The sequence below is a fragment of the Mediterraneibacter flintii genome, from assembly GCF_055387595.1.
This window is the reverse complement of record NZ_AP031405.1, coordinates 175624-200032: the sequence shown is the minus strand read 5'-3', so window position 1 is coordinate 200032 and position 24409 is coordinate 175624. Positions and strand designations below refer to the sequence as shown.

At 41.2% G+C, this 24409-nt stretch carries 21 protein-coding genes and 1 tRNA gene; 8 read left to right on the top strand and 14 right to left on the bottom strand.

Annotation, left to right across the window (positions count from 1 at the left end):
* Nucleotides 1-25: 25 nt before the first annotated feature.
* The 3 genes from ACZ5C4_RS00935 to ACZ5C4_RS00925 form a co-directional block, all read right to left on the bottom strand.
* A complete protein-coding gene (locus ACZ5C4_RS00935; protein WP_464519398.1) occupies nucleotides 26-1207 on the bottom strand; it encodes a DUF3810 domain-containing protein in 1182 nt (393 codons plus the stop codon).
* Between the two features lie 221 nt (nucleotides 1208-1428).
* Nucleotides 1429-2628 carry a Gfo/Idh/MocA family protein gene (locus tag ACZ5C4_RS00930; protein WP_464519397.1) on the bottom strand — a complete coding sequence of 400 codons (1200 nt, stop codon included), beginning with the start codon at nucleotides 2626-2628 and terminating at the stop codon, nucleotides 1429-1431.
* A 46-nt stretch (nucleotides 2629-2674) separates the two neighbouring features.
* On the bottom strand, nucleotides 2675-4048 hold the full coding sequence (locus tag ACZ5C4_RS00925; protein WP_464519396.1) for an MFS transporter: 1374 nt from the start codon (nucleotides 4046-4048) through the stop codon (nucleotides 2675-2677).
* A gap of 274 nt (nucleotides 4049-4322) precedes the next feature.
* Here ACZ5C4_RS00925 and ACZ5C4_RS00920 point away from each other — a divergent pair, with 274 nt between their 5' ends.
* Nucleotides 4323-5240: an AraC family transcriptional regulator gene (locus tag ACZ5C4_RS00920; protein WP_464519395.1), complete on the top strand. Its 918-nt coding sequence runs from the start codon at nucleotides 4323-4325 to the stop codon at nucleotides 5238-5240.
* 48 nt (nucleotides 5241-5288) lie between these two features.
* Here the strand turns inward: ACZ5C4_RS00920 and ACZ5C4_RS00915 are convergent, their stop codons facing one another.
* From ACZ5C4_RS00915 to ACZ5C4_RS00895, 5 genes are read right to left on the bottom strand one after another with little or no spacing between them, the layout of a single operon-like run.
* The gene (locus ACZ5C4_RS00915) at nucleotides 5289-6047 is read right to left on the bottom strand and encodes an IclR family transcriptional regulator (protein ID WP_464519394.1); all 759 of its coding nucleotides are present in this window, start codon (nucleotides 6045-6047) and stop codon (nucleotides 5289-5291) included.
* A gap of 51 nt (nucleotides 6048-6098) precedes the next feature.
* Nucleotides 6099-6725: an RpiB/LacA/LacB family sugar-phosphate isomerase gene (locus tag ACZ5C4_RS00910; RefSeq protein ID WP_464519393.1), complete on the bottom strand. Its 627-nt coding sequence runs from the start codon at nucleotides 6723-6725 to the stop codon at nucleotides 6099-6101.
* A gap of 19 nt (nucleotides 6726-6744) precedes the next feature.
* Nucleotides 6745-8625: a thiamine pyrophosphate-dependent enzyme gene (locus tag ACZ5C4_RS00905; protein ID WP_464519392.1), complete on the bottom strand. Its 1881-nt coding sequence runs from the start codon at nucleotides 8623-8625 to the stop codon at nucleotides 6745-6747.
* A gap of 14 nt (nucleotides 8626-8639) precedes the next feature.
* Entirely contained in the window at nucleotides 8640-9413 is a 774-nt protein-coding gene (locus tag ACZ5C4_RS00900) for an SDR family oxidoreductase (RefSeq protein ID WP_464519391.1), read from the bottom strand.
* A gap of 30 nt (nucleotides 9414-9443) precedes the next feature.
* Complete coding sequence (locus tag ACZ5C4_RS00895; protein ID WP_464519390.1) at nucleotides 9444-10637, bottom strand: Gfo/Idh/MocA family protein; 1194 nt, start codon at nucleotides 10635-10637, stop codon at nucleotides 9444-9446.
* Between the two features lie 368 nt (nucleotides 10638-11005).
* On the opposite strand from ACZ5C4_RS00895, the gene ACZ5C4_RS00890 reads away from it, so the two are divergent.
* The 5 genes from ACZ5C4_RS00890 to ACZ5C4_RS00870 all read left to right on the top strand — a co-directional run bounded on the left by ACZ5C4_RS00890 (nucleotide 11006) and on the right by ACZ5C4_RS00870 (nucleotide 17391).
* Nucleotides 11006-12637 carry a class I adenylate-forming enzyme family protein gene (locus ACZ5C4_RS00890; RefSeq protein ID WP_464519389.1) on the top strand — a complete coding sequence of 544 codons (1632 nt, stop codon included), beginning with the start codon at nucleotides 11006-11008 and terminating at the stop codon, nucleotides 12635-12637.
* A gap of 14 nt (nucleotides 12638-12651) precedes the next feature.
* Nucleotides 12652-14241: an acyl CoA:acetate/3-ketoacid CoA transferase gene (locus ACZ5C4_RS00885; protein WP_464519388.1), complete on the top strand. Its 1590-nt coding sequence runs from the start codon at nucleotides 12652-12654 to the stop codon at nucleotides 14239-14241.
* An 11-nt stretch (nucleotides 14242-14252) separates the two neighbouring features.
* Entirely contained in the window at nucleotides 14253-14996 is a 744-nt protein-coding gene (gene fabG / locus ACZ5C4_RS00880) for a 3-oxoacyl-ACP reductase FabG (protein WP_464519387.1), read from the top strand.
* Nucleotides 14997-15026: 30 nt separating this feature from the next.
* On the top strand, nucleotides 15027-16214 hold the full coding sequence (locus tag ACZ5C4_RS00875; protein WP_464519386.1) for a thiolase family protein: 1188 nt from the start codon (nucleotides 15027-15029) through the stop codon (nucleotides 16212-16214).
* A gap of 166 nt (nucleotides 16215-16380) precedes the next feature.
* The gene (locus ACZ5C4_RS00870) at nucleotides 16381-17391 is read left to right on the top strand and encodes a LacI family DNA-binding transcriptional regulator (protein ID WP_464519385.1); all 1011 of its coding nucleotides are present in this window, start codon (nucleotides 16381-16383) and stop codon (nucleotides 17389-17391) included.
* Between the two features lie 243 nt (nucleotides 17392-17634).
* Here the strand turns inward: ACZ5C4_RS00870 and ACZ5C4_RS00865 are convergent.
* From ACZ5C4_RS00865 to ACZ5C4_RS00840, 6 genes are all read right to left on the bottom strand, one after another.
* Nucleotides 17635-17707 (bottom strand) — tRNA-Ala (locus tag ACZ5C4_RS00865).
* A gap of 98 nt (nucleotides 17708-17805) precedes the next feature.
* Nucleotides 17806-18036 (bottom strand): type II toxin-antitoxin system MqsA family antitoxin, encoded by a 231-nt coding sequence (locus ACZ5C4_RS00860; protein ID WP_464519384.1) that lies wholly within the window; start codon nucleotides 18034-18036, stop codon nucleotides 17806-17808.
* Nucleotides 18033-18353, bottom strand: coding sequence for a DUF4258 domain-containing protein (locus ACZ5C4_RS00855; RefSeq protein WP_464519383.1), 321 nt, complete (start codon nucleotides 18351-18353; stop codon nucleotides 18033-18035). Before ACZ5C4_RS00855 ends, ACZ5C4_RS00860 begins: the two co-directional genes overlap by 4 nt.
* 74 nt (nucleotides 18354-18427) lie before the next feature.
* Nucleotides 18428-19246, bottom strand: coding sequence for a CvpA family protein (locus tag ACZ5C4_RS00850; protein WP_186875931.1), 819 nt, complete (start codon nucleotides 19244-19246; stop codon nucleotides 18428-18430).
* A gap of 8 nt (nucleotides 19247-19254) precedes the next feature.
* Entirely contained in the window at nucleotides 19255-20448 is a 1194-nt protein-coding gene (locus tag ACZ5C4_RS00845; protein WP_464519382.1) for a DUF5711 family protein, read from the bottom strand.
* A gap of 54 nt (nucleotides 20449-20502) precedes the next feature.
* The gene (locus ACZ5C4_RS00840) at nucleotides 20503-21636 is read right to left on the bottom strand and encodes a LysM peptidoglycan-binding domain-containing protein (RefSeq protein WP_464519381.1); all 1134 of its coding nucleotides are present in this window, start codon (nucleotides 21634-21636) and stop codon (nucleotides 20503-20505) included.
* Between the two features lie 194 nt (nucleotides 21637-21830).
* Between ACZ5C4_RS00840 and ACZ5C4_RS00835 the strand changes: the two genes are divergently transcribed.
* Both ACZ5C4_RS00835 and ACZ5C4_RS00830 read left to right on the top strand, forming a co-directional pair.
* Entirely contained in the window at nucleotides 21831-22346 is a 516-nt protein-coding gene (locus tag ACZ5C4_RS00835; protein WP_464519380.1) for an HD domain-containing protein, read from the top strand.
* Nucleotides 22347-22505: 159 nt separating this feature from the next.
* Entirely contained in the window at nucleotides 22506-24260 is a 1755-nt protein-coding gene (locus ACZ5C4_RS00830) for an IS1182 family transposase (protein ID WP_464519379.1), read from the top strand.
* Nucleotides 24261-24409: the final 149 nt, after the last annotated feature.

Here is a 24409-nt window from a genome sequence, read left to right as displayed (position 1 = left end):
AAATACCCTTTATCGCCTGTAAAAGTTACAGTTTTTTATAAAAATATTCCACGATTAAATCTACCATCCTGTCGTAGCTGTGTACACCGTCTTCCTGTCCGTTCGCCTTGAGATATGTATCATTTACCTGATTTGCCACTTCTGCCACTGTGCCGTCGTACGCCTTCCAGAACACATTGTTCGCCGCTAAATCCGGTTCCGCCGCTGCGGACAGCATTGCTCTTGTCTCCTGCCACCTCTCCGGAGATACATCATAAAGAGTGTTCATGCAATACACCCATCCAGATAGATATCCGCTGTATTGAAACTCTATACTCTCATACTCTGTACATGCCAAAAATGCAATAAAATTTGCCTCCTGTTCCTGCATAAATCCCCGCAAATGAGAAAGCTCATGGCAGAGCGTAAATGGTATATTGTATGCAGTCATATCTTCATTATAATTAGCTTCTATTGTAAAAGGCAGATAAATTCCCGTCAATCCTTGATAAGACAAAAGCTCCGATACCACCAATCCTTTGGGCTGGGGATAATATCCTTTCAGACAGGCAAACTCTTCACCCAGCTTCTCCATTGCTGACACTGCATCTCTACGGACTGTATCTGGTTTTGTCTCCCCTGCCAGGTCGCCCTTTTCTGTATCAGACACGCCTCCAAAACACAGCAGACCACTGCTGTCTCTTTTTACTTGTTCTGCCCTTTCATTAACCTCTTCAGTCAACCATATACAGATTTCTTCTAATTCCTCTACTGTATAGTCTGCAGTCCTTATTCCTGCCTCCTCTGAAAACGGTATTCTGTGATAATTTATACCACATCCTACAACATAGAGAAACACAAGAATACCCAGTGCCAGAAATACTCTGGAAAACCACTCAAAAAATGCTTCTCCCTTTTTTCTGCCCCTGTATATTTTCCATATCATTTGAATAAAGGAAAGCAAAAACAGCAGTAACAATAAGTAAATCAAAATTTCTGACACAGAAAATGAAACCATTCCGGCTGCTCTTCCTATAGACATCACCAGCAACGGATATATATGTACGGAATACCACTGCGCCATCTGCGTATCTTTTGCCGCCCATACAGTAAAAATTCCACTTACCAATAAAAGAATACACGCAAAAACCATATATATATCATATCTGGTGTATTTTTTGCTTCTGTCCTTTTTTACATGTTTTTTCTTTTCAAGTCTATTCTTCATAGTATTTATCTGAATGCTTAAAGTCTCTCTACAAATATTATTGTCATCATTTTATCATACATTTACTTATATAGGAAGCAATATTCTTACAATTGCCGCCTGCAATAATTGGCATTTCTCAAGACAAACTTCTATCCTAAAACATAAAAGAAAATGTTCCCCGCCAGTTATACTCTGACAGGGAACATTTCATGGAGAGCTTTTAGGTGTTTTCTTTTTCTTTACTTATCGTATCTTGCATCGTCTACTTCTGCAACTTTTACAGGTACATCTTCTTTCGCAGAACAAATAGCAGCCATAGTCGTGCGCACCGCACGAGTCCCATCTACTCCTGTATATCTTGGAGCTCTGCCCTCAATAAGGCTATCGACAAATTCAAAGATCTGATTTCTGTGTGCCCGACTGTAATAAGATACTTCAGAATCCCAGATTTCATCTCCACCTTCATCAAAACGGAACGCCTCTGTAGTGCCATCCTGACGGTACAAAACAAGATGTGCGTCCTTTCCCTCATATTTCAGACCTTTTCCACCCTCTCCCAGTACTTCAATCATTCCTTTATCACCGCTTACAATGACAGAGAAGCCTGTATATGGATCATATTTTCCATTTAAATACTCCGCACGCATCCAAACACCTTGGCATGCAGAATCCTCATACGTCCATGTCATAATCGGAATATCTCCCGCTGCGTTTGTACCATATAAATGCATCTTATCACTTTCTACTTTATGTATCTGCTGATCGTTCATCCAGTCTAGACTACTCTTTAAAGAATATACTTCCTTGATCTTAGAATCATTCATAAGATACTCTGCTGTAGAAAAGAAATGTACACAGTGGTCAAACATCCACGGAAAACCATTTCCACCTGCCTTTGAAGAATCCATACGCCATTGTCTGTCTGCAGATACTGGCCGGTTATCCATAACTCCATTTTTCTCTATCCATGCACCAAATCTCTCCCTAATCTGCGTTGGTTTTCCGATTTCCCCTGCATCGATCAATTCTCTTGCTTTTTCTATAGAGGACATAAATACATAAGATTCGCCTACCATCAGTGTAACTCCATTTTTCTCTGCCGCTTCACACGCTGCCATCCCATCCTCCAGTGTAAGGCAGAATGGTTTTTCGCAGGAAATATTTTTCCCCGCTTCTGCTGCCTGGATACTCATTTTCGAATGCATAAACGTAGGGGTCGCAATGTCAACTGTATTAATTTCCGGATCTTTTAACATTTCCGCATAGTCTGTGTAATATTTAGGGATCCCGTATTTTTCTGCTACTGCTTTTGCCTGTCCTTCATTCAAATCACATACCGCAATAACCTCTGCGTCCGGATGTGCCTCATAAGCATCAATATGCGAATAACAAACCATCCCAAGACCAACTACTCCTACCTTTACCTTATCTACTTTCATTTTTAATACCTCCGTTTTTTTTAGATTTATGTAAATTTTTTGCTACCTATAATTCCCCTCTTGCTTCGCGTTCCTCCAGTTCTTTCATAATCGCCGGATATTTCTTATCCAGTCTGTATAGCAACAGAAGTAATATATATCCTGCATACACAAGAACCGGTCCCCATGTATAAATGGTAATAATCATGTTCACCGCACTGTCCGGTTGCACAACTGCTGTCCCAGATGTACTGATATAACCTGCCCATCCAAGCAGAGAAGTCATAATCGCTGAAGCTGCACCTGCTCCAAATTTTGTTCCCATATTGCTTCCTGCAAAAATCGGCCCTTCCTGGCGTATATGAGATTTCCACTGTCCAAATTCTACTGCCTCATTGACAAATCCATAGAATACTGAATTAAGCGGAGCAAAACCAATTCCTCTCAAAATACAGCTTAAAAATACCAATGTTTGATTATATGGATTAAACATAAAGATAATCTGTCCTAGAACTGCAAGCACCAGTCCACCAAGGGACATCTTCTTTTTCCCAAATTTTTTCAGCAGAAGCGGGCTAAACGCCATTGTTATGACAATCATCAACAATGTCTCCGCTGTATACATCGCACTATAAAGCCAGGAATCATTGTGGAATACATATTTGCAATAATATGGAAGCATGGTTCCTGTAATTGCAAAAAGGATATTCTGGAACATCTGGAAGAATATTCCCGCATAAAAATACTGATTTGTCAGCAACGCTTTTAAAGATTTTCTAAGTGGTACCTTCGTATCATTGCGCGCCGGAATATCTACGTTCTCTTTGCATTTTGAAAAACACCAGAGATTCAGAATGACAGCAATCGTAGCCCAAATTGCCATTGTTTTTATCCATGATGACTGTGCATCACCAAATAGCTTCACTAATGGCAGTGTAAAGCTTACTGCCAGAATCCTTCCAAATGGAGCGATTCCCATTCTGTAAATGCTTAACATGTCACGATCGTGCTGTTCTCTGGAAATCATAGACGTCAATGTACTGTACGGAACATTTGTCGCTGTATAGCAGACCGTTGTACATAAATTATATGTAACAAACATGTAAACTGCCTTCGTCATTACACTGGAATCTGGTACCGCAAAAAGCAGAACTGCAGAAATCGCATATGGTACACACATCCATAAGAGCCAAGGCCTCGCTTTCCCCCACTTGGAATGTGTATTTTCAATGATATATCCCATAATTACATCTGAAAATCCATCAAATATTCTAGTGACTAACATAACAACACCTACTGTAGCTGCCGGTATGCCCGCATAGTCTGTATAGAATAATGTCAGGATTGTAGAGATCATCCCAAATACAATATTCGCTGCTGCATCGCCGCCTCCATAAGCCAGCCTGACGCCCAGAGACACCCCTGTTTTCTTTTGGTTCATTCTAAAACCTCCTTCTTTTTATTTTCGCTCTGTATATATGTATTATATTTTTTCCTGCTTTGACAAGAAATGTCTTTCCAGACTAAAAACACTACTATCAAGACTTGCTTCCGTTTCAATATTTTTGTATAATTTAACCAATATATAATCTTTTTTATGTACAGTTCATCTTTTTTTATGTTTTTACTGTACAAATTTCAATTTACAAAAGAGTAATTTTAAGACAAAAAATATAATTTTTTGTATTTATATCCATACACAGTAGGAGGTTCCTATGATTCACAGTTCAAATTTCCAGACAACAGCAGAACAAAAAGAAATTCTTCCTATAAATTCAGTGGAATTCCCTTATATCTGTAATTACACAGACTTAAATACCTGCATAAATCGGTGTCTTTCCTGGCACTGGCATCCACTTCTCGAACTGGATTACATAGAAGAAGGAGAAGTAGAGCTTCGTACTGCGGACAATACCTATATTTTGAAAAAAGGCGAAATAATTTTTATTAATTCTGGTGTTATGCACAATATAGGCGCCAAAGAACAGATGAATGGCTGCAAAACATATGCACATATATTTGACATGCATTTTTTGTCAGGAATGTACAATAGTCTGTTTGAACAAAAATATTTACTTCCTATTATACAAAATGAAGATTTCCAGACTTATATTATCCGTCCAGACTCGTACAGGCGCATCCGCATGATAGAAAAATGTCTGAAAATTATTGAATTAAACCGTACAGAAGAGTTTGGATATGAATTTGAGATACGAAGTGAATTAAGCCGATTCTGGTGTCTGCTGTTTGAAGACACAGCAGAACTGCGCAGCAATCACAAAGGCGGAAATTTGATTGACACAGAACGTCTAAAAACAATGATGGAATTTATCCATGCACATTATATGGAGAAGATTACACTGGAAAATATCGCGGCGGCAGCTAACATCAGCACAAGAGAATGCAGTCGTTGTTTCCAGCGTTGTATTAGAATTTCGCCTGCCAGCTACTTAAATGAGTACCGAATTAGAACCGCTGCGCAAATGCTGCTCCAGACTGATAAAAATATCATCACTGTAAGTGAAAGCTGTGGTTTTAGTTCAGGCAGTTATTTCAGCAAAGTTTTTCAGGAATTAATGAAGTGTACTCCAAAAGAATACCGAAAAAAGAAACCTATTACACCGCTTATATAAAATATAAATAATAAGAGGTGTCCTTCGCAAAGAACACCTCTCCTGCTTTTATCTCCTATTAAACCCGTATCCCAGCTCTCTACTGATCTTTGTTCCATACTTCTGCATGTGTCGAACGTAATTTTTAATCGCAGCTTCTGTAAACTGCTCTTTCGGTGCAGATATTCCAATACAATGATTTACATTCCCATGATAGTCAAAAATAGGAACTGCAATACAGCATACTCCCGGCGTACGCTCCTCATTATCAATCGCATAGCCGTTTTCCCGAATACACTTAAGTTCTTTTTTCAGCATATCGGCATCTATAATTGTCTTATCCGTATATTTCACCATTTCATGTCCTGCCAGGATTTCTTCTAAGTAAGAGGCAGATTTATAAGAAAGTATGCATTTCCCTACAGAAGAACAATGCCAGGACTCTGTCATACCAATACGTGCTGACAGTTTATATTCTTTTTTGCTCAAAACCTGATCAATAATATACACCATTCGGTTGCTCAATGCTGCAAGATGTATACTCTCATCAATCGTTTCACACAGTTTATACATATACGGTCGGGCTATAGATGCCACATTTATATTATTACGAAGCCCTTCCCCAAGATACAATATCCTGAATCCAAGACGATATTTCTTCGTATGCCGATCAAGACGGACCATATCGTATTCTTTGAGTGTCTGAAGCAGCCTGGAAGCCGTACTTTTGTCCACTCCTAATTCTTCTGCAATCTCTGTCACACCCGCACTTTCCATTCTTTCTAAAATAGACAATATCTCGATCCCGCGTGCCAACGACTGTATCATGGGGTTTTCCTCCTTATACTGGTCTCTATTTACCAGTATCATTACATATAATCAGGATTTTTTCAAGATTTCAATCCATTTTTCATCCACCATAGAAGCATGTACCAACTCTTCCATAAAGGTCTGATTTCGGGCAATCGTTCTCAAAATCTCCTTATCAGATTCCTCCAAGATTGTCAGCATATCTTTATGTGTAACAGCAGAAATTCTTTCCAGTGTCTTTCTGCTCTGTGCCTGGCTTTCTGCACGTGCCGGAGGGTATCCTGCTCCTGATGGATCTGCAAACAGTTTCTCAAACACATATTTCAGATTGATATTTGCCGCCCATCCATAACCTTTATTCAATGGGAGAGAAACGCAATTCCCTCCATTTATCTGTGAAAACAACCATGCATCCAGTGGGTCACTAACGAGTCCACAAGTTACGGCTGGGAACTGTAATACCGCATTTAAAAACCCTTGACCTGTGCCGCAACCGCCGATGACCATATCGCAGGCTCCAGCATTGAGCAAAAGTGCCGCCATATAGCTGGTATGAATATATGTAAGCTGCGGCTCCTCTGTGGACTCTTTCATACCGATATTTAAAACTTCTGCATCTGTTACAGCATTTAATGCCGCTATAATATCTATATTTCTCTGGCAAGCACTTACTTCATTAATAACTGCTATTTTCATTTTTTATCATCTCCTTTTCTTAGAATCCAATTTTATGCTTCATCTCCTGAACTCTCTTACACCAGTTACCTACATTCCAATCTCCAAAGGAACCTAGTCCACCAAATTCTTCTCTGCCGAAATATACAGGAACATGTATTAATGACAATCCTTCATACGCATATGCTTCATCTAATGCTTTTTCAAGTTCTTCTACTGTAGCTCCGCCATAGAATCCTTTGACTCCTTCTACGGCTTCTGCCATTTTCACATAATCTACTGCAACTGTATCATCTGTTTTGAATCCCACATCATACTGTCCATACTGAAGGCTGGTAATTGCCCCCATACGTCGGTTGTCAAACAGAACGATCATCCCCTTTAAGCCATGTTCCACCGCATCTATCAATATCTGTGGATTCATCATAAAACTGCCGTCGCCGGTAAATGCCATCGGATAGTCCTTGCCTCCTGCTAATGCAAATGCAAGTGTAGATGATACTGCAAATCCCATGTAAGATGAGCCTGTATCTGTGATTGTCTGCCCTGGCTTTTCATCTGTCACAATCTGAAAGCCATTCGCCTGCACATCTCCTGCATCAAATATTTTCACGCATCCATGCCGGTCAGCAAAGTCTACTGCTACTTTAATTGCAGCAGGTTCTGTAAGAATAGATTTTCCACGTTTTTCATCAACTAAAACCGGATGAGCATATCTTGCCTGTTTATATGCCTCCCACTCATCTCGTTTTTGTGTACATTCTTTTAACCATTCTGGATTTGCCGCTTTATGCTCCGTCTTTTTAAGTAAATCATTCAGTCTTAAAAGCACCTCTTGAGCATCACCTTGGATACGTACAGAATTACCATACTGTGCCAGATCGTCATAATCGCAATTGATGTTAATGATTTTCTTTGCTTTACGGAAGGCTGTTCCTGAACTATCCCACTGGCAAACACCGCGTGCCCCGATCGCAATAAGCAAATCACATTCATTCATCGCATAATTCCCACTGATCGAGCCTTTGGAGCCTCCAACACTCATATTTCTCGGTTTTGAATAGGGATACAAGCCTGAAACCTGAGGTCCATGTACATATACGGCATCTGTAAGCTCCAAAAATTCATCTATTACCTCTGTCGAAATATTAGCTGCACCGCCCCCTACTTTTACAGTAATTCTGGACGAATTACAAATTGCCTCAACCGCTGATTCATAAAGTTTTACATCTGTACTTACGACTTTTGACTCCACTGATTTTTCAACAAATTCCAGTAGATTGCATTTTTCCATAATCTTGGGTTGGATATTCATCGGAAGCAACATATAGAATGGCGTCTGTTTCGCTCTTCCATTCACTGCGGCATCTCCTCTTTTTAATGCTGTAAACACAGCTTCTGGTGTATGCAGTGAATATGCCGGTCCGAATGTTGACAGAAGTTTGAGGAACAGCTCCTGCTCTCTTCTCGGTATCTGCTGCATATTAGGGCCTTCACTATGACTTGTTTCATCTCCCATCAGATAATATACGCCAAGTCCGTTCGCCAGCGCAACCAAAGAACCTGCTGTAGCCTGCAAAGCTCCCGGGCCGATGGAGGTAAATACTGCGGAAACCTCATTGTATTTCCATCTAAGCATAGAGGCAATATGAGCAGCCTCCACCTCGTTTCGTACATTTACTGTCTTTACGGCATTTTCCTCTTCATATATACGCAGCACTTCGCCTACATCTGTCATTCCATGTCCGAAAATTCCCACAAAGGTTTTTACTCCTTGATTAATCAGTCCTAAAACAACCGCCTCACTAAGGCTAATATCCTGAAATTGTTCCAGGTGCCCCGCTTCTATTGCTTTTCGCACCGTACCGAATGTTTTAATCTCTTTCGCTCTTTTTCTTCTCTGTTCCATCATTTCACTCATAGTCATACCTCTCCTTATTTTCCCATAAATCCGCCGTCAACCGGAATCACTGCTCCGGAAATATAGTTTGCTGCATCAGATGCAAGAAATACTGCCGTTCCCTGGAGATCTTCCATATTTCCCCAGCGTCCCATTGGAATTCTTCCGGTGATTTCTTCATACTGTTTTGGGTTTACTTCTTTCATATTTGCTGTCAATTCAGTTGCCATGTATCCTGGAGCAATGGCATTTACTGTCACACCGCTTGCCGCCCATTCATTGGAAAGTGCCTTTGTAAGCTGTGCCACACCTGCTTTACTTGCACTATATGCCGGAATCAGAACACTTGCAAAGTAAACCGTCATAGAAGCAACATTGATAATTCTTCCATACCCCTGTTCAAGCATTGTGCGTCCTGCAAGCTGGGACATATAAAAAACAGCGCTTAAGTTAATATCCAAGATCTTCTCCCATTTATCAGCCGGAAAATCTACTGCCGGACAGCGATATTGGATTCCTGCTCCATTTAACAGAATATCCACTCGTCCGTTCAGTTTCTTGAGACATTCTCCATACACATCTTCCAATGTTTCTGGCTTTGATAAATCCCCTCTCACCGCGTGTACCGGCGCTCCCTCTACAGCCATCTTTTCCGCAGACTTATCCACTATATCCAGAATATCCAACAGCACGACCTCAGCTCCCGCATCGTGAAGTGCTTGTGCCATTCCATTGCACAAACCTTTTGCGCCTCCGGTTACGATCGCCTTTTTTCCTTCCAGGCTAAATCGATTTATAAATGTACTCATTACTGCCACCTCCTATTTAATTATGTTCTTTTAATTCAAATATCTGGCATCTGTCACTTCATCTACTTTTACAGGAACTCCTTCTTTTGCAGAACAGATTGCCGCAAGTGTTGTTTTTACATCATGTACGCCCTGTTCTCCTGAATAAGGAACCTCTTTCCCTTCCAGCAGACTGTCTACCATACGATGAATCAAATTCATGTGTGCGTGGCTGTAATACGACATCTCAGATTCCCATATATCATCGCCACCTTCTTCAAAACGCATCGTCTGTACTGTTCCATCCTTCTTGCGAAGAATCAAATGAACTTCTTCACCGTTATACTGTAACCCGCCAGCTCCTTCTCCAAGAACTTCAATCATCCCTGTTTCACCGATTACAGTAATCGAAAATCCTGTCATATAGTCATATTTGCCGTTGATTTCTTCGGCACGCATCCACACACCTTTACATGCAGGATCCGCGTGACTCCATGTCAGCATTGCAATATCGCCGACTTCTGTTCCGCCATGCAAGGACATTTCCACTTTGTCATCACTATTTTTGTGAATCCATGAGTTGTCTGACATCATTGAATATACTTCTGTAATCTTGCTTCCCATAAGCATCTCCGCTGCTGTGAAAAAATGTACGCAATGATCAAACATCCATGGAAATCCATTTCCACCAGCTTTCTTTGTATTCATTCTCCAACCGCGGTGATTCTCCGTTGTCTCTCTCGTATCAAGTACCCCTTCTTTGGGAACCCACTCTCCAAAACGCTGTCTGATTTGTGTCGGTTTTCCAATCTCTCCTGCATCAATTAGCTCTTTTGCTTTTATAATAGATGTCATAAAGCGATAAGATTCTTCTACTGTAAGGGAAACTCCATTTTTCTCCGCTGCTTCGCATGCAACGCGCCCTTCTTCCAGATTCATACAAAACGGCTTTTCACACAAAATATTTTTTTTCGCCTCTGCTGCCGCTACGGTCATCTTTACATGTGTAAATGTCGGTGTACAGATATCTACCAAATTAATTTCCTCATCTTTTAACATTTCGTCATAATCAGCATAATACTTTGTAATTCCATATTGCTGCATAACTTCTTTTGCATACTGTTCATCCAAATCACATACAGCCGTAACTTCAGCATTCTTATGAGACTGAAATGCTTTTATGTGAGAGTCTGAAACTAGCCCCAAGCCTACAAGACCTACTTTTACCTTATCCATTTTCTTCATATTACCGTCCTTTCTTCTGTTTTCCAATGAAAAACACCTGACATATCATGCCTTTTGACTTAAAAATAGCATGGGTTATTTTCGACGTCAACAAATATCGCAATATCAGTTGCGAATAACGCAACTATTTTCAATCTTTTATTTTCTATATATCCTTTTTTATTTTAAGTAAAATTTACGTTACTTGTAACCAATCAAACTCATTACCTTTAATACATCGCGCAACCCCTCACTTTTAGTTGCTTATTATGCAACTATTTTTCTGTTTTTAGTATTTTTTACTTTTTTCTTATTGACTTTCTCAAATTTTCAACGTATTATATGCGCAAAGAACAACGTAATCAAAATACTCACTATGGAGGCAGAGTATGAATCACGATTATTCAAACAAGTCTTTTATTGACGGAAGTACATTGTGGCAGGATGACATACGCGCAGGGCTTCATAAAGTACAGCTTCAAAACGGAAACTGGGAGCTCTATGAAAATACCCCCTGCTCTCTATATGACTCCCTTGTAAATTCAAAAAACCACTTTCCTGATAAATGTTGTATCGTCGACGATAACGGAGCAACTTATACATATCAGCAGTTTTTTGAATTAGTTGAGGAATTTTCTCGTGTCCTCTACACACAGTACTATGTCCGTGCCGGTTCTCGTATCGGACTTCTTATGTATAACAGTATCGAATTTTGTACTGCTTTCTACGCGATTAATAAGCTGCGTGCCATTGTTGTCCCGCTTTCTACAAAATATAGGAAAGCAGAAATTTTTTCTCTGATGGAAAAAGTAGAACTTTCTGGAGTTATTTATGATAAAGATTTTTCAGAATGGTTCCGAGGAACGCTCCCCTCTTCTGCTATATTCCTTCTTCCCGTCACAAACGGACAAGGGCATTGTACGCTGCCTGTAGGCGGTGTTGTCTGTAATTTGCAGACAGACTGCCGGTCTCTGGATGATACAGCTATTCTTATGTTTACTTCCGGAACTACCTCGCAGAGCAAAGGTGTCTGCTTGAGTAATTACAACGCCATTCACGCGATAACTGTATATCAGAAAATTTTTCATATTACGGAGACAGATCGTACGGTTATTCCGGTACCTATCTACCATGTAACCGGACTCCTCGCGCTACTAGGGCTTTTTATCCATTGCGGTAGTTGTATCTATTTACATAAATTCTTTAATGCGCGAAGAGTTCTCAATGCAGTAAACCAGTACAATATTACGTTCCTACATGGATCGCCCACTGTATTCTCCATGTTAATGGAACATGAGGGGGAATGGCCTAATCTTCCCTCCTTACGTATTCTTGCCTGTGGCAGCGCTAATATGCCGAAAGCAAAGATACTCAAACTCCATCAGTGGATGCCTCACGTACGGTTTCGTACCGTCTATGGACTCACTGAGACTTCCTCCCCCGCAACTATTTTTCCGGATGATGCGGCAGTCAGTCCTTATATTGGTTCTTCCGGACAGCCAGTTCCCGGCGTACAGCTTAAGATCTGCAATGAGGAGGGCACGCTCCTTCCCTACAACACACCTGGATCCGTCTTAATCAAAGGAAGTGTCGTTACTACAGGATACTACCACCTACAGGCAAAAGCCTTCCAAAATGGATGGCTTGATACCGGAGACATCGGGTACCTTAACAAGGAAGGATATCTTTATATTGTAGATCGGAAAAAAGATATGATTAACCGCGGCGGCGAAAAGATATGCAGCCTGGATGTAGAAAATATACTCTATAGTATCCCTGGCATTGCAGAGGCTACTGTAGTCGGAATACCCGATGCCATATATGGGGAGACACCCGCAGCTATGATTAAGCTTTCTAGAGGTATTTCCCTTACAGCGGAGGAGATCCAGCTTAGGCTAAGAAAAAGCCTCGCCACATTTCAAATACCTACAAAATTTATTTTTACAGACAGATTGCCCATTACTCCAAATGGAAAAATCGATAAAAACAAAATTCGACAGTTATTGTCACAAAATCTTTAAACAGGAGGTTCTTTATGAAAAAGCCACGTTTTATCAATGGAGCAGAAGCAGCAGAAATGATTTCTGACAACAGTACCATCGCCACAATCGGCATGACACTTGTATCTGCTTCCGAGACAATCTTAAAAGCAGTTGAACACCGTTTTCTTACAGAAGGGAGTCCCAAAAATCTGACATTGGTACATTCCTGTGGCCAGAGTGACAGAGATAGAGGTATCCAGCACTTTGCCCATGAAGGCATGCTTCACCGTATTATCGGAGGACATTGGGGTCTCCAGCCTAAAATGATGGAATTGATTTCTGAGAATAAAATCTTGGCTTACTGTATCCCTCAGGGGCAGTTTGCGCAGCTATTCCGTTCTATGGCAGGCGGTGAGCCGGGAAAAATTACCAAGGTCGGTCTTGGAACCTTTGTAGATCCTAGACTTGACGGTGGAAAAATGAATGAAATAACAAAATCTGCTCCGGATATTTCCGATGTCGTCACTATCGACGGAGAAGAGTATATGCGTTATAAACCTATTCCTCTCGACTATGTAATTATCCGCGGCACCTATGTAGATGAGCTCGGTAATCTCACAACAGATGAAGAGGCAATGAGCCTGGAGGTCTTTCCGGCTGTTCTCGCATGTAAGAAATTTGGTGGTAAGGTCATTGCTCAGGCAAAATATAAAGTAAAAAGCGGTCAGCTTCACTGCAAACGTGTCACTGTTCCCGGCGTATTTATTGACGCAGTTGTCATGTGTGATGATCCGGAAACCAATCACCGGCAGACACACAGTTTTGCCTTTGATCCCGCCTACTGCGGTGATATAAAGGTTCCGGTTTCCACTTCCGACATTCTGCCTCTTACTATCCGTAAATTGATCGGAAGACGCGCCATGATGGAGCTTTCTGTGAATGATATATTGAATGTAGGAACTGGGATTCCAAATGATGTAGTCGGCCCAATTCTCTCCGAAGAAGGAATAGATGAAGACGTTACCATAACAGTAGAATCTGGAATTTATGGAGGCATACCGCTTGGAGGTGTAGATTTCGGAATCGCTAAAAACAATTTTGCTCTGGTACGTCACGACGATCAGTTTGACTACTATAACGGAGCAGGAGTAGACATTACTTTTATGGGTGCCGGACAGATCGATCCAGAAGGCAATGTCAATGCCACCCGATTAGGCCCTCTTCCTACAGGTGCAGGCGGATTTATAGATATTACGACTAACGCCAAACATGTTGTTTTCTGTTCTACCTTTACAGGAAAAGGCCTCAAATGCAGCTTTGAGGATAACAAGCTTCATATTCTTCAGGAAGGAAGCCTGACTAAATTTGTAAAAAATGTTTCTCAGATTTCCTACAACGGAAAAATCGCTCGCAGTAAGTGTCAAAAAATGCACTATGTAACAGAACGTGCCGTATTTGAACTTCGGCCTGAAGGTCTAGTACTCACAGAAATAGCGCCCGGCATAGATCTACAAACACAGATTTTAGACTTGATGGAATTCCGCCCAATTTTTAGTTCGGACTTAAAGCTTATGAATCCAGAACTCTTCCGTGAAAATGGACCATTTGGTCTTAAAAATATAATAGCAAACAAATCATTTTAGGAGGTACAATTATGAGACTAAAAGACAAAGTAGCAATCGTAACAGGAGCAGGCAGAGGCCTTGGCAAAGGAATCGCAGTAAAGCTCGCAGAAGAAGGAGCAAAAGTCGTAATCGCTGATGTTATTTCTGCGGAAAAGGCAGTAGCGGAAATTACAGCTTTCGGCGGAACAGCAAGTTCCTTTCAGGCAAATGTGGCGAAACAAGAAGATGTGCAGGCCCTTGTCAAATATGCCATAGACACCTATGGAACCCTGGACATCATGGTGAATAACGCCGGAATCAATCGCGATGGTATGTTACACAAAATGCCAGTAGAAAACTGGGACACTGTTATCGCCATTGATCTGACCGGAACATTTTATGGAACACAGGAAGCGCTTAAATATATGCGTACCAAAAATTATGGTCGTATTATCAATATTTCTTCTGGAAGCTGGCTCGGCAATATCGGGCAGGCAAACTATGCCGCGGCCAAAGCAGGTGTCGTAGGCCTTACAAAGACAGCCGCCAGAGAAAATGCAAGAAAAGGAATTACCTGCAATGCTATCTGCCCTGGATTTATCGAAACAGACATGACAACAAAATTAAAAACTGTCAATGATGGAGCTGCCTGGGACAGTATGATGCAGAGAATCCCCATGGGATATGCAGGAAAACCGTCTGATGTTGGAAATATGGTCGCATTTCTGGCGTCAGATGAAGCTGCATATATCACATCTGAAGTTATCAATGTCGGCGGTGGCATGATCGTCTAATTTAGAAATTAATTTTAGGAGGAATGAAATATGAATGAATTCAAAGATGTAGTAATCGTTAGCGGCGTTCGCCTGCCAGTAGCTTCTTTTGGCGGAAGTTTAAAATCCCTCTCGGCTATTGATATGGGTGCTATGGTTGTAAAAGAAGCAGTAAAGCGTGCCGGAATCCAACCAGATGATGTAAATGAAGTCATTGTAGGTCAGGTAGGAGAAGTTGCTGAAAATGGTTTTGTAGCCCGTGCTATCAGCTTAAAAGCCGGACTTCCAAAAGAGTGCACTGCTTACTCTGTAAACAGGCAGTGCGGTTCTAGCTTGCAGGCGATTGCAGACGCAGTAATGGAAATTCAAACTGGTTTTGCAGATGTTGTAGTCGCTGCCGGAGCAGAGAGCATTTCTCAGCTTCCTTATTACATAAAAGATGCGCGTTGGGGCGCACGGATGGGACACAAAGTATTTGAGGACGGTGTCATTGATATTCTGACCTGGCCCTTAGACGGCAATCATAATGGTGTGACAGCCGAGAATGTTGCTTCTACATACCATGTCTCCAGAGAAGAACAGGACGAATTTGCACTTCAGTCTCACCAAAGAGCATGTGCAGCAATCAAAGCAGGTAAATTCAAAGACGAAATTCTTCCTGTGGAGTTAAAAGACAGAAAAGGAAATGTAACTATCTTTGACACCGATGAAGGACCTAGAGATGGGCAGACCATTGAAAAGCTGGCAAAACTTCGCCCCTGTTTCGTAAAAGGCGGTACAGTGACAGCCGGTAATTCCTCTAGTTTAAATGACGGTGCCGCCGCTGTTGTCGTAATGTCTAAAGAAAAGGCAGAGGAACTCGGCATAACTGCAAAATTAAAAATCGAAGGTTATACTGTAGCGGGATTTGACGCAGAGTTAATGGGATATTCACCGAAATTCTCCAGCGAAAAACTGGCTAAAAAATTAAATCTGAACTTAAAAGACATTGACATGTTTGAAATTAACGAGGCTTTTGCAAGCCAGGCATTCGCTGTAAGTCGTGACTTAGGACTTGATCCCCAAAAAGTGAATATCTATGGCGGCGGTATTTCCATCGGCCATCCGATCGGAGCAACTGGCTGTATACTTACAGTAAAAGTATTGTATGAATTGATGCGTACAGATAAAAAGGATGCTATGATTTCTATGTGTATCGGCGGCGGCCAGGGAATCTCTATGTACTTTACAAAATGCTGATTTCCCTGCTGTACGGATATGCTGTGAAAATACCGGTATCTTTATAAAATTAATATGTCCTCCCTTCGGGAGATGGAACCCCTATAAATGTCTATTCCATCTCCCGATTTTCAATACTTTAAAAGTATGATATAATTTGGTAAATCAAATGTTTGGAGTACAGTTTATGAAACGAAAAGAATATACTATATCTGATATTGCCGAAGCGCTCCATATTTCTACCGCATCTGTATCCCGTGCATTGTCTGGTTCAAGCGGGGTCGGAGAGGAACTGCGTGACAAAATTTTAAAATTTTGTAATGAGATTGGCTACCGGCCACCCGGCAGCATACGTCAGTCTTTCACTGAGAATACACATATCATCGCACTAATTATGGGAGATATGGGAAATCCGTTTTATGCGGATCTTGCCAATATTATTCAGAAACACCTAGCAAAACACAATTATATGATGGTATTATTTAACAGCGAATATAATACGGAACAAGAACTTGAATTTATAAAAAAGGCAGAATTGTTCCATTTTGACGGTCTGATTCTAATCACAGCGCAGGACAAGGCAATCTCCCAGAAATTAGAGAGGCTTCCCATTCCAAAAGTTCTGGTAAATCGGATTATTCCGGATTATTCCGGCTCTTCTGTGTTGACCGACAACTTTCAAGCTGGATATGAAGCAGCTCTTCATCTGATTAATCTTGGCCACAAAGAGATCGGATTTATTGAAGGTCCCTCTTCCTCTTCTGCTTCCACACAAAGATACAGCGGTTTCTGCCAAGCAATGCAAAACTATAATCTGCCGGTCAAAGAAGAATATATTTGGAAAAGTAACTTAAAGCTGGAGGACGGAAAGCAACTTTCAAAAGAGTTTTTACAGCTTGTGCACCGTCCCACTGCCGTCATCATTGTAAATGATATGACCTCAATCGGCTTTATGGATGGATGTATAGAAGAGGGACTTCATATTCCAGATGAGCTTTCTATTATCGGATTTGATGATATATCCATCTCCTCTCTGCATAGCATTCAGCTTACCACTGTTAGCCAGCATGCAGAAGAAATGGGACGGATTGCTTCCGAGTTAATGATAAAACAATTAACTACTTCCCATTCACAACCGGAACGGGTTATATTAAAACCATCTTTAATTATACGTAATACGACCGCCCCTGTCAGATAATCTGACAGGGGATATTTCTTACATATTTTATGAAAATTTCAATTATTTTAACTCGGGCAACTCGACGGATATACCGCAATGGCGCTGGTAATGAAGAAATTACCGGTGCAATGGGTGATACATTTACTTTTCCACCCTAAATCCAAACTAAAAGGACAGGCAAAAAAGCGGATACCGATTCTGGTATCCGCCTCTTTCTTGTACTGTTATAGAATTAAACTTATACACTTTCTACTCTTATAATGGAGAATACGAGATTCGAACTCGTGACCTCCTGCTTGCAAGGCAGGCGCTCTCCCAACTGAGCTAATCCCCCATACGACTGTTTTCATACAGCCTTGATAGAATATCATACAACAAGGGATCTTGTCAATATCTAGTCATTAATTTTTGTTTTTTCTGAAGCTTTCTTCATTATGCCACTTTAGAATAATCAATAATAGATACTTTACTTACTATTTTTTCTAACTCATCTAAAATATCATCTACCTTTTCCATAACTGAATTTCGATAAACAACATCCCCACACTGTGTACATTTTAAACACGGTACATTCTCAATAATTACATAACAATTTTTAAGCTGTGCAAAATATGTTGTTTTAGTTTCTATCATTTCTTCATTTTTACAGCTTGTACATCTCATAATGAATGCTCCCTTCTGGTTTTTAAATCTCTCTCAAATTTATCTAAACTTGGAATATATGCTGTTATAATACGCCCTGTTTCTCCCTCGTTACTAATAACGACATGTATAATTCTGCCATCTGTAGATTTTCCACAAACCAGACAACTCGGAAATGGATAATCCTCTGGGTACTGCTCTATAATTTCTCCTGTCATTATACAATTCCTAATGTCTTTTTGCTTAATCCCTCGTTCTCTGCACCTGTTTTTTGCATGTGCAGATATAACTATCGTATCTTTCAAAAAGTATTCCTGCAAATTATTAATATCAATCACAGCTTCGACTGTCCCCTTTTATTTTATTATAACATATCCTGTTTTTATAGGAAAAGAGGTAATTCCCCCCACCTCTAAAATGACAGTAACTTACTAAGTAAAATATTCTTTTCATACAGAAATGTAAGAATCGAACTCTTTTCAATCATTTCAAAGCATGCTGTTCCTGCGGCAGTCGAGTAGCAAACTGTTAAAATCAAAAAACCAAGCCACACGATAAGCAGAGCAATAAAGACTCCCAACACAGCACCGCCCAAATGATTGAAAAATCCGATAACCGGAAGCTCTCCAATAATATTCACAGCAACCATCAACGCCTTTACTATAATGATTGCCAATAAAAACGTCACGAGGAACGACAGAATCCTCACTGCCAGCCTGGATATAAACGCTGCCACATATTCAGGAAAGGTAGTAACTCCCAATTCATCATAAATCGTGGCATTATTGTTTTCTATTAATGCATTTTTTAAAAATTCTGGAATCGGGGCATCTTCAATTTCCCGAATCTGAATGTCCTTTGGAATCTCCCCAACGACACTTAAGATATCCTGTGGAGTAATCCCCAGCATATCCCAATCCAAATCATTTAATTCCTGAATTTCATCTGGATTCAAGCCTTCCAGAGGCGTGCCGCTTAAATCCGCGCTGCCTAACTCTTCTGTAGAAATCTCCGGCATAAATGCTTCTACAACCTTTTTTTCTATCAGTTCATTGACCGGTGTATATTTCTGGAGTGCGTCTGCCACATAAGGCGACAAAACAATCACTATAACAATAGTCAAAACAGTAGAAAGCAAGGACAATCCAATCTTGAAAAATCCTCGGATGTATCCTACTACAACACTCACCAAAAATATAACTCCTACAATGATCAACAGCCAATTATCCATATGTTCTCCTATTTTGTCAGGTAAATTACGCGCAGTCCATTCGCGCTCATCACATAGTATCTGTTTAGTCCCCATGCCCTGGTGATTTCCAGTACATCCACCTTCAAGTCTCCCTGAAACTTCAAAATTCCTGTATCTGTAATAATGCAGCATTTTGAACCTTCATACAGAATAATTTCGTCTCCGTCCATCTTTACATTGCTGTATTCCCCAGTAAATCCTCGGTTCATCACCTGTTTACCTGTTTTATCATAAAGACGAACTTCATAGCCTGATTTTTCATTATTTAAAAGTACAAATCCAATATACTTGTCTGTATGAAAGACACTTTTTATCTCCTGTTTTAGCTCTACTTCTTTCTTCTTTTCCGGAATATCTGCACCTTCGTAGATAACAAAGGAATGATCTCCTACTACCACTGATCGGTCGTTCCCCATAAAAAATATTTCTCCAACAACCGTATCCGCATATTCTTGTGCACTTACCTCATTATCTGCTTTTGCCTTTCCTGTCTCGCCAAAATTATAATATACAACCCTGGATTTCAATACAGCTCCATTTACAGATAAATAGGAAACAGCAAGAAGCGTTCCGTCGTCTGAGATTTCCAGCGCCGTGGGATACCCGGCATTTCCCACGGTCACCTGATGCTCGACTAATATATTTCCCGTAGCATCATACGCCATCACCATCGGCGTATTCTCATTTTTCAGAAGAACACCGACAATTCCCTGATCAGACAACGTAATCTTTTCAATCGGAAGATTCGTCTCCACTTCTCCTTTTAGCCCCTTCTCGGTAAAAACCAAAATAGTGTTCCCCCCAATATCCGCCACTGCAAATGTATCTCCATTTACATCAATTGCAGGATTCTGAAACTGTGCGGGCTGAATCCATTGTTCTTCATTTTTATGGTTCAACAGCACAACCCCGTCCCGATTATAGCGGACTAGCCCGTCTGCAAATACTGCATACCGATTACTATCGGAGGTTTCCTGTATATATTCTGCCGCTGTCCGCGCTGTCCCATACGCTTTGTTTTTCAGCAGCAAAATAGTACCAATCACAGCAAGAACTATCAGTCCGGTTATCACGACTATTTTTTTTATTTTTTCTCTGCGGTGCTTTTTCTCCCTTTTTTTTATTTCCTCCACATCCGGAACCTTTACCGCCCGTAGATATGGGTTTTTCTTTTGCGCCATACAACTCCCCTTAATTTCTGCCTTTCATCTTTTCCACACGATTATAACATCATTTTAAGGTAATAGCAATTTCTGGCCCACGTAAATCAGATTTCCATCTGTGATTCCATTCATCTTGCATATCGATTCTACATGATTTACATCGCCGTACATCTTTTTGCTGATAATTGCCAACGTATCACCCTCTTCTACTATATAGACCCCGTCACTGCCGTTTTCGCCAGATTGTACTTTCACGTCTTCGCTACCTCCCTGCTTGTCCTCATTCTCCGTTTCTGCCTCCAAAGCCTGTCCATCTTCCTGTTCTGTGTCCTGAGCTGACGCGTCCTGCTGCGTATCCGTCTGTTTTGTTTCCTCCCCTGTCACTGCAGTTACACTGCCGCTTGTCTCCTGCGTCTCAACGGAACTCGTATCAGAAGAGGTCACATCTGCCAAGTTATTCAGCGTAGTCTGTACAGATTTCATCTTATCGAAATTATTTACCATTGTAACTCCCATGATAATCACTACAAGAACCAGACACGCACTCACCGCATAGATCATACGGTTTGTTTTTTTCTGTTGCTGCTTTTCTTCCCTGCTTCTAACCAGACTACGAAAGTCCTTTGCAGCTCTATCCTCAACAGTTTCCGAGGCACACACCCCATTTTTCTTTCTTGCAGAAATCATATAATTCTGCATGCAGGGGTTTTTCTCGTAATAAGTATAATGTCCGCCTATCTCCATAAGATCATTGAGCTTATGAACATAATAAACCTCATCTTTCTCCACCGGATCTTTCATAATAAATATGGTATTTTTCTTCGGAAACGATTTTTTATGTAACTTTATCGTGCTGTGTTCCGGCGTCAGAGGCACGCCCGCATGAGCCACAAACCAGCCAAGCATTTCCCCATCCTCAAAATACTGCTTACAATCTTCATATGCCTTTTTCCAAGTATCCTCATCAATTACATAGTCTTTTCCCGAAAGCTTCAGATCGTGTATACGTACCGCCCCGTATATATACACATATTCATCTTCTTCTGTCTTCTGCATATCTCCTATAAGAAATGCTCCTACAGGCCCTTCCTCTGCTTTCTCACATAACTGTGTAAAAAATGTATCTACATAATCCTCCACATAAATCTTCGGACTGTCACTGACATTCCCAATCTGCCGCACATTTTTTGGAATCTGTCTCTCCATTATACTCACCTCTGTTTAAATTTTTTCTTAGCATAGCATACAAAAACAGGCTGATTTTAGCAGTTGCTGTCAGGTAAGTTCGACAAATTCAAAAAATACCCATTTTGCACGCTGGAAAGAGTGATTCCCTCATTGTATCCGTTTTTCTTTTCATGTATAATAAGGAAAACTATGAATGTTTTTGAGGAGAAAAGATGATCAGACTGCATAATAAGCTACTTAAAAACCTGCACAGAGAGGCAGTACAAAAACACGAAAATCTAAAACGCGACTGGGGTGAAGAATTCTATGAATGTATCAAAGACATTGCGGAACATCCCGTCGTATTACGTATGAAGCTCTATCCCCATCATGGACAGACGAACTGTTATCAGCACTGCCTCCATGTGGCCTTTTATAATTACCAGTGGTGCCGTTTTTTTCATTTGGACGCTTCTTCTGCGGCGCGGGCGGGAATGCTCCATGATTTATTTCTCTACGACTGGCATACTCATGCAAAGAAGACAGGAAATCATTTCCACGGCCTTACCCATCCAAAGACGGCCTATAAGCACGCCAGGAAATTTTTTCATCTAAACCATATAGAAAAAGATATTATCCTGCATCATATGTGGCCGGTCACACTGTTTGCATTCCCCAGGACAAAGGAAGGATGGATCACCACATTGACAGATAAATACTGTGGCCTGCTGGAATCGTCCCGCAGGTAGCCAAAAACAGATAAAAGGGGCTATCGGGAAATAGATAGTCTTAAACAGGGGCAGGTGTGATTCGCACGAGTCACACCTGCCCCTGAATTTATTCCCTAAAAAAGAGAAAGATGGCTAACGACAACCATCCTTCTCTGCGTTCCATGTTATAATGGAACTATGCTTAAACAAGATTATTATAACGATTTTTTTGAAATTGGTCAACAAAAAATCAACTTCAGTTTCTTTGAATTGTGTTTACCCGACGACGATCCAGTCTATACCCTGAAAAAAGTAATGGAGGAATTAGATTTTTCAGGCCTGCTGGCCTGTTATTCAGATAAGGGAAGAACCGGGTTTAACCCAATCATGCTGTATGCTGTTGTTACCTACGCAAACATGCGCGGGGTCAGGGCTGTTGACCGTATTGTAGACTTATGCCAGAGAGTTCTTGCCTTTATCTGGCTGACCAAAGGGCAGAAACCGAGGCGGGATGTTTTTTACGATTTTAAAGGGAAAAAGCTGACGGGAGAAGTTCTGGATGAATTGAATTACCAGTTTATGCGCCGTCTGGAAAAGGAAGGCCTTATCACGCTGAAAGAGCTCTACATCGATGGGACAAAGATCGAAGCAAACGCAAACAGATATACGTTCGTCTGGCGGGGCAGCCTCAACTATCATCTTGCCGGCCTGCTGGACACCATAGATGCCCTTTATTCAAAGTATAATACGTTTCTGCTCGAGAACGGGTACGGTCCCAAATACGACCTCGGGGATGCCCGGATGTTTGTGGTCGAAGGAATGGACAAAGTCCGGAAGGTTATTGAAGAAAACAGGAAACGAAAGCTGACAAAACATAAGAAAATCTCCAATAACACTATTCTTGAGATTGACCACTGTTCCCCACTGGAGCTCCTGAAGCTGCAAAGGAACCTGATGCGGATTGCGCAGGGAGAGGGGATCGGATTTGTTTACGGGAAGGGGAAACATAAACCAGAAATCCAGAAGCTCTGCGAGGAACTGGAAGAATGCGGGACCCGCCTGATGGAATATAAGGAATGTTTTGAGATCATGGGGAAAGACCGCAACAGCTATTCCAAAACAGACCTGGAAGCAACCTTCATGCGGATGAAAGAAGACCATATGATGAACGGGCAGTTAAAACCGGCATACAATGTCCAGATCGCGGTAGAGAACTACTTCATTATCCATGGATATGTGAGCAATGACCGGACAGACTACAATACGCTGATCCCGGTTTTAGAAAAGCACCGGAATGCGTTTGGAGATACGCTGGAGGCGGTGACTGCCGACAGCGGCTACTGCAGTGAGAAGAACCTGCTGTATCTGAAAGAGAATGAGATCCGGAGTTATATCAAACTTCAAGACCATGAGAAACGAAAGACACGGGCATACAAAGAGGACATCGGGAAGTATTCCAACATGACATACGCTGTCTTTGAAGATGAGCATTATTACATCTGCCATGATGGAAGGGAACTGCGCCATATCCGGACAGAAAGCAAAGAACAGGACGGCTATACCCAGACGGTGGAAGTATACGGCTGTGCGGACTGCAGCGGCTGTGAGCATAAATCCAGATGTCTTTACAGATACAATGCCCAAAAGAATCCAGACCGCAATAAAGTCATGAAGATCAACGAACGGTGGGAAGCGTTGCGGGAGGAATCCAATGCGAATATCCAGAGTGAAGAAGGGATTCTGAAACGCCAGACACGATCGATTCAGACAGAAGGGCACTTTGGAGATATCAAAGAGAACGAAAACTTCCGGCGTTTTAATTACCGTTCAGCGGAAAAAGTGTATAAAGAGTTCATGCTGTATGCAATAGGCCGGAACATCCTGAAATACCACCGGTTCCTGCATCATGAAATCGAGAAATACGAAGGGAAAAAGGAGCAGAAAGCCGCTTAACGGATGGAGCGCCCCTTGCAATCCAGAACAGGGGACTTTTGCGCCCTAAAATACGAGGGATAAAAAGAAAGAGACAATCCAACAGAGAATTCTGTTCCTAAAAAAATCCGAATTCTCTGGGATTGTCTCTTTTCTGTGTGTCAGGGGTT